We start from the raw sequence: 8,803 nt of genomic DNA on the forward strand, positions 1-8,803 counted from the left end.
AGTACGTGCTCCGAACCGAGCTCGCAGATCCGAATCGATACTTTGCGATCCTCACCGCGATTGCTGCGGGGAAGACGACGTCGAACGAGATCGCCCAAGCGGTGGGAATCGACGGCAAACAGATCTCGACATACACGCAGAAGTTAGAGCGATTGCGGCTCATCGAGCGAGAGGTCCCGATTACCGAAGAGAAAGCGAAGTCACGCCGCGGCCGGTATCGAATACTCGATCCCCTGTTCAGATTCTGGTTCCGCTTCGTCTACGGAAAGGAAGATCGATATGAACGCCTTGGTGAAAACGCCTATGAGGCAGTCATCGAACCAGAGCTTCCGGACTTCGTGAGTCCAGAATTCGAGACGCTCTGTCAGCATACGCTTCCAGAACTGTACCCAGAAGAGACGTTCCTTGATCTCGGCCGCTGGTGGTACAAGGAACACGAGGTTGACGTCGTCGGTTTCACCACAGATGGGACGATGGTCGTGGGTGAGTGCAAGTTCACGAATGCGCCACTGAACTACAGCGCACTCTCCTCACTCGAAGATCACGCTGCGGAAATCCGCTGGGCACCGGACGCCGACAATATCGACACAAAATACGCGCTGTTCACACGAAATGGTGCGACCCAATCCGTTCAGGAGGTCGTGTCCGAGCGTGATGACCTGCGACTGTTCGATCTACAGGACTTGACCTCCTCCCGCGCGTGAACTACCCTACTCGCTCACGGCTGACGCCGTTCGCTCCTTGAGGGTAGGGCTTCCTGCTTCCACGACGCGCTTTGCAGATACGGACGTATCCACAGGGAGCGCAGTCTCCACAGGCGTTGATTCGGAATATCCCACTCCTACATCTTCAAGGCCGCGAGAAAGAATGTTCCACGCCGCGTTAGCGTCCCTGTCCGCCTCAAACCCGCAGGCGGGACAGGAGTGTTCACGGACCCACAACGGCTTCTCCGTCGAGACACCACACGACGCGCACTCCTTGGTCGTCCCTTTTGGTTCGACCGCCACGAAGTGCGTTCCTTCACGCTCGCACTTGTATTCGAGCAACGAGAGGAACGTCCGCCACGCGGCAGACGCCGTGTTGCGGCTGTTCGACGGCGATTCCATCATCCCCTTTACGTTCAGGTCTTCGACTGCTACGAGGTCGTACTCCCGAGCGTAGTAGTTCGAGAGCTTGTGGAAGAAGTCGCGGCGTTTCCGTCGGAGGTCGGCGTGACACTCCGCAACGCGCCGCCGTTGCTTCTCGTAGTTGTTCGACCCGTGTTGCTTCCGCGAGAGCTTCCGTTGGTCGCGCTCCAAACGTTCGCGTTCGTCGGAGAGGTCGAGCGACCCGACCGCCGTGCCATCGGTGTCGTGGGTGTACTTCAGGATACCCACGTCGATGCCGACGCACCTTTCGGGATTCTCAGGCAATTCTGGCGGCTCACGGTCCATTTGGACGCCGAAGGTGGCGAACCACTCGCCCGTCGGCTCTTTCTTGACCGTGACTTGCTTGAGCTTCGCGTTGTCGGGGATGGCGCGGTGGAGCCGTATCGGTATATCCGCGAGTTTCGAGAGTGACAGGACAGTCTGACCGCCCTTCTTGTCGAGCTTGAAGCCAGACTGACTGTACGTGAAACTGCGGAACTCCCGTGGCGGCTTCCACTTGAGCTGACCGACGCCGTAGCCGTTCTCCTTGAGTGCGGAGAGTCCTTTGAGGTTGTCGAACAGGCGTTCCACGACGGTTTGGAGAACCTTCGAGTACACGTCCGAGAGGCCGTCCCACCACTTCTTGAGGTCGGGGAGCTCCGACCGTAGCGTGGTCATGGACGGTAGTTCACCGTGTTCGTCTTGGTACTCATTGAGACGGTAGAGCGTGTGGTTGTACAGTTGCCTACAAATGTCTCGGTGGTGGTCCAACTCCTCACGGTGGGTGTCGGACGGCTTGAGACGGTACTTGTAGGCGTAGTACATTCTACTCGCGTTGGTTCTCGACGTACTGTTTCAGCACATCCAGCGACACCTGCCCCGTCGAGATGAGGCAGTACGAGTCGTTCCAGAACGAGTCGCCCCACAGTTCGGTCTTCAGTTCATCTGCGTACTCGTTGCGGATACGGCGGGCGGTCGCGCCCTTGACCGTGTTGATGAACTTCACGAGGTCTGTGGTTGGTTTCGCTCGGAAGAGGATGTGTACGTGGTCGTCCTCGCCGTCGAGGTTTGTCAGTTCGACACCGTAGTTGTCCGTGAACCCGCTGATGACCTCGTGAATGAATTGGGTTCGCTCCTCGGTTAGCACTCCGCGCCGATACTTCGTGGTGAGTATCAGGTGGTAGTGCAGGGAATACGTCGAGTGCGCTCCCGAGTCGAGGTCGTACTCCATTAGGTTCGATCAATACTATGCTATCCTACTGCAAAACCATTGCTATTGCGTGGGTCTATGAGCCTGTCACTGAATCGTGTATGAGAACTGTGCGGCGCTGTATCCCCTCCCTGCTCGCGCCTCCCATTCGGTCGGCGCTCGCTGAGGAAGGGGGCTTAGCGCCTCAATTCAGCTAAAGACGTCCCCAGGACGCGAAGCGTTCTGGCGTGCGAACGAGACACGACGTGTCTCGTCAACGCGGGAATCCCACCACGGGATTTCAGGCCGGTCGTAGCCCTATGGTTTCAAGACGCATACGTCCCAAGCGTCTCTTGCTGGGTAGCATCGGCTTGGGTGTCTTGTGGGGCGGTCAAACGCCCCCCATCCTCAGCCGAGTCATCGCCATCCGTGTGATTCATGGAACACGACCCACTTCACTCATCATCGCGAAACGAACGCCGAACGCACTCGACGCGGCCTATGCGACCCCCCGATAGCGCTCCGAGAGCGTCCGCGAGTGTGTCCGGATCGTCACGGGCGTCGTATCGGCGACGTCGGCGAGTTCGACCTGTGTCAGGTGACCGGTCGGAGCTGCTTCGTAGAGACACGCGGCCGCGAACCCCGACGGCTGTGCCCCGTTCACGACGTCGTCGCGTCCGGCCAGTTCCGCAAGCCGACGTGCTCGGTACCGAACGCGATCCGGGACGTTGAGTTCAGACGCGAACCGGGAGACGAATTCCTGGGGCCGCATCGGTTCGGTTGGGAGCCCGAGTTCGGCATTCAACACGTAGTACGCGTTCCGCACTCCCGAGGCCCCACAGCGAGCGTATCGCTGGACGTCGACGAGCATCATCGGCCACCCGTTACACCGGGCCGCGCCGTACACGCTTCCCGCGGCCATCGCCTCGATCGACCGTCCCGGAAGGAGATTCTCACGTTGTGCACGACGGAAGAGCCGGCACGCCCGATCCTGGATCGGCGTGGTGAGATCGAGCCCGCCGACGATCCGACGAATCTCGCCCAACCCGTGCGCGAGGTTGCGTTCGGACTTCGTGCGCCAGCGTCCCCGCCGATGTTGCCGTCGAAGCCGGTGCAGGTGGCCACGTTTTCGCGCCGAAATCGGGTTCCCGTAGCCATCGATTCGGCGCCCGATCTCGGTGGACAATCCGCGATCGTGGCGCGCCATCGTGAGCGGGGCGCCCGTCCGATCGCGCTCCGTCTTCTCGAAGGAGCGCCACTCAGGTCCGTAATCGATCCGCTGGTCGTCGACGACGAGCCCGCAGTCCTCACACACCGTTTCGATCGTGTTCGGTCGCACCCGCCCGGAACACTCCGGACACGTCGCCGCAGTGTCTGTCGATACGTCCGCGTCGAGCCCGGTCTCGTAGATCTGTCTCGTTGCCATTGTCGATCTCGAGGCACGATGTACGCACCTCGCACCCTCTCAGGGGGTCGAAAAATTCCGGGCGGGACGGTGGGCTGTCGCAGGATCGATGAGGGGACTCAAGGAGTCGTCTGGCTCCCGGAGGTCGGGACTTACTTAGGGAGGTCCTTGCGGCCGGTTCGAAAACACTCCCAGCAGGGAAAGTCGTTGTCGACGTCCGTACAGGTACACTGGTCCGTGTCCACCTCGTCCGCATGATCGGATGTACCATCGCCCCGAGTGGGTACGACGCCACCGTCGGCGACGAGCTGCATCCGCGTTGCGACCTCAAGGATACGCGGACGTATCGCGATCGCAACTCGATGCTTGCACGGTCCATCATACATGGCGTCCGCGGGGCAGCCACAGCGAGTCGGAACGCCGTCGACGATCGTGACGCGGTACTCGTGCTCGGACGGGTTCGCGTGGCTCTCGTTGCGAACCCGGACGTCGCCGTCGATTAGCGAGAACGCGAACGCCTCGTACTGGGCGCGTTTCAGAATGCGGTTCGGGGGATCGAGTTGCTCCAGCAGTGTTCGAGTCATGGGTGGCTGCGACGTATTCAAGCGCCGCACCCATCAGGGCGCGAAAAACTAGGCGGCGTCAGTCTCGGTCGATTCCGAATATGGCTCAGCGATATGCCGAAATCGTTCGATACGGAACGTAGTAGCCGATCTCGTCGATCCACGTCGAAAGCCACTCGTCAGCGGTTGCCTCATCGATCTTTCCAGCGTCGATCGCCGCTAACAACACACCAACCGAGCCAATGACGGGGACTCCTTGATCCTTTGCAAAGGACCGGGCATCTCCGTCGTCCGTCAACAATCGACCGTCCCGTGCATCCGCGAGTGCGAACGCCTGTGCTTCACCAGGATCCAGATGGTTGCTGACGATCGCTTCACGATTTGCAACGGTGTTGGAGATCGTCGCGACCGGGATCTCGGTGTCCAGGCAATCAAGTGCTGTCTGGAGATAGAGATGGTCGTCAACGCCATCGAAAAGTTCCTCTCGAACCGCGGGAACGGTACCGATACGAGAGATCTCTGCGAGCAATTGCACCTGATCGATGTACGCGAAATTTGAGAGGACAGTCGTGTTCAACACGCTCGGGTTTGGTGGAACGTCGTCGCCGATCATTTCGTACGCGACTCCTCATCGTCCGAAACCTCATCGCTGAATTCGAGCTCACGTGCGGTCTTGGACTCGTAGGCTGCGTCGTCCTCATCAGCGAGTCCGAATCGGAGCTCGACCCCGTGGTCTCGAAGGATCTCGCGCATCGTCCAGCGGTCCACATCAGCAAGTCGGGCAGCGTCACCGAGCGTGACTCGTTCGCGTTCGTAGAGCGCAACTGCGGCCGCAATACGCTCAGTTTCGTTGTCCTCGAAGTATTCGCGAACGAACTCACGGAGTGCATCGCTCTTCCCGCCGAACACTCCCGCCTCGACGGCGCCTTCAATGAGGAGGTCCAAATCCTCGGGATAGGACCCGGTTATGCGTGCCATCGTTCCAGTCACACCTAGGCCTTCATACTATTTATGAATCATGGTGAGGCTGACGCACAGTCGGATTCCTCCCACGGCTAAAGCCGTGGGCTTCCTCCTTGCATCTGTGTGAGGAAGAGGAATTCTTAACCAACAATTCGAAAAATACCGATCGTGTTGGTTAATCTGTGGTCGGAGACTTCCACAGAACGTGCACTGGTGCAACACGGAATCTGTCGAGGCCACCTACAGACGAGTCGTGATGGTGAGTGGTAGCTCGATCTCGGTGTGAGGCCCGAGTGATGTGGGCGATCAGCTCATCGCGAACGGTCTCACGCTTGATGGTCGTTGCACTCCACCCGAGTCGCTCGTCGAAGTGCCGTTTCGTGAACGTATCACCGACGCCGTCGACGGCGATGTACTGCGTCCGTTTCACACCCCACACGTGCCACGAAATCACCTCTGCACCGACCGGTTCGTGCGTCATCTCGACGAGCGCACACTCCACCAACGCGACGATCGACGTCGGACTTCGATCGGTTGGTAACTCCACGTCCAGATGCGCCCACGGTGGTGCCACTTCTGACTGGCTCGGGAGATACTGCGACTCGACGTCGTCGATGGGACTGTCTACAGTCATAAGTCAACACGAGAGCTCACTGCGTGCCCCCGCACCCCTCTGGGGGAGAAAAAATACTCTCGCGGAGCGACGTCGACGAGGCGTCCACCTGCTGGCCGAACTGCGCGGCGATCCCCTGCGCTAGCCACACCAAAACGGAGCATCTGGAAGGCGAGCCGGTCTGTACGGGCTGTGTGGTGACGGAACGGTTCGCGCTGAAGACGACGTATTTCTACGACGAACAGAATTTCGAGGCGTTCCGCGAGGAATACGCCGACATGCCGCTTCACGAGAAGGCGATGGAGAACACGTTTCTGGCCGCGAAGAGCGTGGTCGCGGCGCTACTGGTGATCATTGGGCTGGTCGTCGTCATCACTTAATGCTGTACTCCGATTCGCCAGTCCTGCTACTGGGTGGCAAGTCGATCCGTACTCCTAACGTGTTGTACCTGCTCAGCGGCCATGCTTACGTCTCGAGGCGCTGGAGCAATTGCGTGACGTAGGGACTATTCTCCCGGCTCCGATGCGGACTGATCGTCGTGATCAGCGTTCGAGCCTCCTCGTGGCTCAGATGCCCGTTCCGGGCGTAGTCGACGATGAGCCGCGGCGTCGGGACGATCCGCGGGCCCTGCAGCACGGCGTGAATCAGCGGGAAGTTCGTTCCGCCGAACTCGTCAGTGAGAAACCCGTCGACGTCGAGCGCGTTTGCGAGGACAATGCCATCCGTTTCGCCATCATCGAGACCGAACGTTGGCCGCGAATCTGGCGTGTCGTCGCGTTCGTAGGGGTCCTCGACCGTGTAGTGGGCACGGGCCGCGAGGACGTTGTTGGCAGCCGCGGCGTGGATATCCTGATACTGCGTGATGTCACGGAGTTCAGCGACCACTTCTGGTGGTACGAATACGTCACACGAGGTGAGCAGATACTGAAACGGGTCTGGGACATCGGTACCGACGGTTGCATCCGCACGAGGCACGGCGAGACTGACGAGCGCGCTGGTATCGGCGACGACCGTTCGCAGTCGTCGGCCGCTCATCGCTCGTCGTCGGCTGCAGGCTCGACTGCGGTCGCGTCGCCATCGTAGACGTCGACGTCGTCAGGGGCAGCCAGATCGAGTGGCTCGTCCTCGAGGTCGGCTTTGAGGAGGCGGAGCCGCTGGGCCGTCTCGGCGCCGACCAACTGCTTGACCGTCTCGAACTCGAGCTGACCGTCGTAGTACTTCGTCGCGACCAGCTCCTGGAACGTTTCACTGTCGGCCGTATCCTCGATGTACTCGCGAATCGCCTCGACGAGCAGATCCGTTCGATCCGTGTCGAAGAGCTCCGCGATCGCGTCCAGTCGCTCGACGAGATACTCCGGCGACTGGAAATGGACCCGTCGCGGATCGTCGCTTGCGCTCATCTTGTGTGCAAGTTTTGCATATAGACGGAAAACTGTTTCGCTGAATGTGCAGAGCCTGCACATCGACGGCGAATGGATGGTGGGAGCTCTGGTCGGATTCCTCCCACGGCTGAAGCCGTGGGCTTCCTCCTTGTTCCTCTGTGAAACAGCTGTTAAGTGGGGTTGCGTATGCAAACCCGATCAACCGCTCTCAAGGTTGTGGCTGCGCGCGCAGCGTAGCGAGCACGGAGCGGTGGGTGGGGAGGTGGGGTTTGAGTCGGCGCCCGGCATTAGCAAAAAGGGGGTCGCGACGACCTGGCTACTCCCACCACCGACCGCGCTCGGGGAAATGGACGGTACTCCACCCGGTCAACGCGAGTGAGACGCGCCCCTCGTACCAGTTTCGGGCCGCCCCGTAGATGCGCACCCGTTCGCCCTCGCGCATCCACGGTTGCTTGGACGCCTTCCACACGGTCACTCGAGTCGTTCCACTGTCGTCACTGATGAGTCCGACCTGCGCGATCTTCCGATTCGACGGCTCCCACAACGTCTCGATGCGCCCCTCAACTGCCACCTCTCGTCGATCGACGTCCTCGAGCTTCTCGATCGGCACGATCCGTCCCGACCCCATCTGGAGTTCTTCGAACACCCTGATGACTGCAGCCATCCGACTCGTTCCACGCACCAACTCTTCGGCCACCCGCCGACTGATCGCCGCTCGCGTCCACCCACCGAGCTGCTTCGCCAATCTTCGTGCTTGCCTGTTCACGAACGCCAACTCGTCCTGGGAGAGTTCCTCCCGAGGGTCCGGTCGATCCGGGTCAGCTAACGGGTCCACGCTCGCACGTCGACGTTTGAAGTCCATCTGTCGGGCCGCACTTCCCCGCGCCGCCGCTCTCCGTGTTCGCTCCTCGCGACCCTCCTGGGTCCCGAATGCTGCCCGGGCACTGATGCGCGCCAACTCGTCCTCCCGCGCCCGAATGCACTCCTCCTGTTTCAAGGTCACACCGTGAATCCGCTCCTGGCTCGTGTCGACCATCCCGTCCGGGTGGTTCGCGTCCACTTTCGCTTGCACCTCCATCTGCACCGTCGCCCGCAGCTCCGGCGTTTCGTCGACGACTTCGAACCCGTCCTCGTCGACCTCCGGCTCTTTCTCGTTCTCGAGTGCCTCTTCATCAACCGAAACCTCATTACCAAAGACGTTCTTCTTAGACATTGGAGTTACAGCTCCAAAGGCGCTCACGACGCGCCACCACCCGCGCTCTTACCGCGGGTTTTTCACGACCGTTACCGACAGGAGTCATCTGCGCTCTCGCTCGCGCCTTCGCGCACGCCTTTGGCGGGCGCGAGCGAGAGCGCCCGATACGACGGGCCACAACCAGCCGCGCGCGTCGACCCGCCCGGCGCGAGCGTCCAGCGGAGTAAGCGTAGGGGGCGAGCAGCCGCGCAGCGCAGCCCCCTGCGGTTACCCGCTGGCGTCGAGGGCACATGCACTTTAGCCCGGAACGGGCGCTCGCTGTGCGGAGAGCGCCCGCACGCCCGGAATGGTCGGTCGCGAGCGAAG

At 60.8% G+C, this 8,803-nt stretch carries 10 protein-coding genes and 2 pseudogenes (1 of these 12 cut by a window edge); 2 read left to right on the forward strand and 10 right to left on the reverse strand.

What is annotated here, in order from left to right:
* Window positions 1-704, forward strand: a pseudogene (locus ACFQE9_RS06115) (ATP-binding protein); its annotated part reaches 475 nt to the left of the window's first position; the annotation flags it as partial.
* 6 nt (window positions 705-710) lie between these two features.
* Here the strand turns inward: ACFQE9_RS06115 and ACFQE9_RS06120 are convergent.
* The 7 genes from ACFQE9_RS06120 to ACFQE9_RS06150 form a co-directional block, all read right to left on the reverse strand.
* A complete protein-coding gene (locus ACFQE9_RS06120; RefSeq protein WP_379741890.1) occupies window positions 711-1,952 on the reverse strand; it encodes an RNA-guided endonuclease InsQ/TnpB family protein in 1,242 nt (413 codons plus the stop codon).
* Between the two features lies 1 nt (window position 1,953).
* Entirely contained in the window at window positions 1,954-2,358 is a 405-nt protein-coding gene (tnpA, locus tag ACFQE9_RS06125; RefSeq protein ID WP_006652001.1) for an IS200/IS605-like element ISHmu6 family transposase, read from the reverse strand.
* A gap of 457 nt (window positions 2,359-2,815) precedes the next feature.
* Window positions 2,816-3,742: a transcription initiation factor IIB gene (locus ACFQE9_RS06130; RefSeq protein WP_379741894.1), complete on the reverse strand. Its 927-nt coding sequence runs from the start codon at window positions 3,740-3,742 to the stop codon at window positions 2,816-2,818.
* Window positions 3,743-3,873: 131 nt separating this feature from the next.
* Entirely contained in the window at window positions 3,874-4,305 is a 432-nt protein-coding gene (locus tag ACFQE9_RS06135) for an SWIM zinc finger family protein (RefSeq protein WP_379741897.1), read from the reverse strand.
* 85 nt (window positions 4,306-4,390) lie between these two features.
* On the reverse strand, window positions 4,391-4,897 hold the full coding sequence (locus ACFQE9_RS06140) for a PIN domain-containing protein (RefSeq protein WP_379741900.1): 507 nt from the start codon (window positions 4,895-4,897) through the stop codon (window positions 4,391-4,393).
* Complete coding sequence (locus tag ACFQE9_RS06145) at window positions 4,894-5,262, reverse strand: DUF7317 family protein (RefSeq protein WP_379741917.1); 369 nt, start codon at window positions 5,260-5,262, stop codon at window positions 4,894-4,896. Before ACFQE9_RS06145 ends, ACFQE9_RS06140 begins: the two co-directional genes overlap by 4 nt.
* A 160-nt stretch (window positions 5,263-5,422) precedes the next feature.
* Window positions 5,423-5,881 carry a hypothetical protein gene (locus ACFQE9_RS06150; protein ID WP_379741902.1) on the reverse strand — a complete coding sequence of 153 codons (459 nt, stop codon included), beginning with the start codon at window positions 5,879-5,881 and terminating at the stop codon, window positions 5,423-5,425.
* Window positions 5,882-5,946: 65 nt separating this feature from the next.
* Here ACFQE9_RS06150 and ACFQE9_RS06155 point away from each other — a divergent pair.
* Window positions 5,947-6,240: pseudogene (locus ACFQE9_RS06155) on the forward strand (restriction endonuclease); the annotation flags it as partial.
* Window positions 6,241-6,325: 85 nt separating this feature from the next.
* Here the strand turns inward: ACFQE9_RS06155 and ACFQE9_RS06160 are convergent.
* From ACFQE9_RS06160 to ACFQE9_RS06170, 3 genes are all read right to left on the reverse strand, one after another.
* Window positions 6,326-6,895: a hypothetical protein gene (locus ACFQE9_RS06160; RefSeq protein ID WP_379741905.1), complete on the reverse strand. Its 570-nt coding sequence runs from the start codon at window positions 6,893-6,895 to the stop codon at window positions 6,326-6,328.
* Entirely contained in the window at window positions 6,892-7,260 is a 369-nt protein-coding gene (locus ACFQE9_RS06165; RefSeq protein ID WP_379741908.1) for a hypothetical protein, read from the reverse strand. The genes ACFQE9_RS06160 and ACFQE9_RS06165 overlap by 4 nt, the downstream gene beginning before the upstream one ends.
* Window positions 7,261-7,558: 298 nt before the next feature.
* Entirely contained in the window at window positions 7,559-8,455 is an 897-nt protein-coding gene (locus ACFQE9_RS06170) for an SOSS complex subunit B family protein (RefSeq protein WP_379741911.1), read from the reverse strand.
* Window positions 8,456-8,803 lie beyond the last annotated feature (348 nt).

This window comes from Halopenitus salinus, from assembly GCF_042662125.1.
GTDB lineage: Archaea > Halobacteriota > Halobacteria > Halobacteriales > Haloferacaceae > Halopenitus > Halopenitus salinus.

Excerpts from the sequence above, each read along its gene's own strand:
- ACFQE9_RS06120 (WP_379741890.1), bottom strand. The coding sequence starts at position 1,952 with ATGTACTACGCCTACAAGTACCGTCTCAAGCCGTCCGACACCCACCGT.
- tnpA (WP_006652001.1), bottom strand. The coding sequence starts at position 2,358 with ATGGAGTACGACCTCGACTCGGGAGCGCACTCGACGTATTCCCTGCAC.
- ACFQE9_RS06130 (WP_379741894.1), bottom strand. The coding sequence starts at position 3,742 with ATGGCAACGAGACAGATCTACGAGACCGGGCTCGACGCGGACGTATCG.
- ACFQE9_RS06135 (WP_379741897.1), bottom strand. The coding sequence starts at position 4,305 with ATGACTCGAACACTGCTGGAGCAACTCGATCCCCCGAACCGCATTCTG.
- ACFQE9_RS06140 (WP_379741900.1), bottom strand. The coding sequence starts at position 4,897 with ATGATCGGCGACGACGTTCCACCAAACCCGAGCGTGTTGAACACGACT.
- ACFQE9_RS06145 (WP_379741917.1), bottom strand. The coding sequence starts at position 5,262 with ATGGCACGCATAACCGGGTCCTATCCCGAGGATTTGGACCTCCTCATT.
- ACFQE9_RS06150 (WP_379741902.1), bottom strand. The coding sequence starts at position 5,881 with ATGACTGTAGACAGTCCCATCGACGACGTCGAGTCGCAGTATCTCCCG.
- ACFQE9_RS06160 (WP_379741905.1), bottom strand. The coding sequence starts at position 6,895 with ATGAGCGGCCGACGACTGCGAACGGTCGTCGCCGATACCAGCGCGCTC.
- ACFQE9_RS06165 (WP_379741908.1), bottom strand. The coding sequence starts at position 7,260 with ATGAGCGCAAGCGACGATCCGCGACGGGTCCATTTCCAGTCGCCGGAG.
- ACFQE9_RS06170 (WP_379741911.1), bottom strand. The coding sequence starts at position 8,455 with ATGTCTAAGAAGAACGTCTTTGGTAATGAGGTTTCGGTTGATGAAGAG.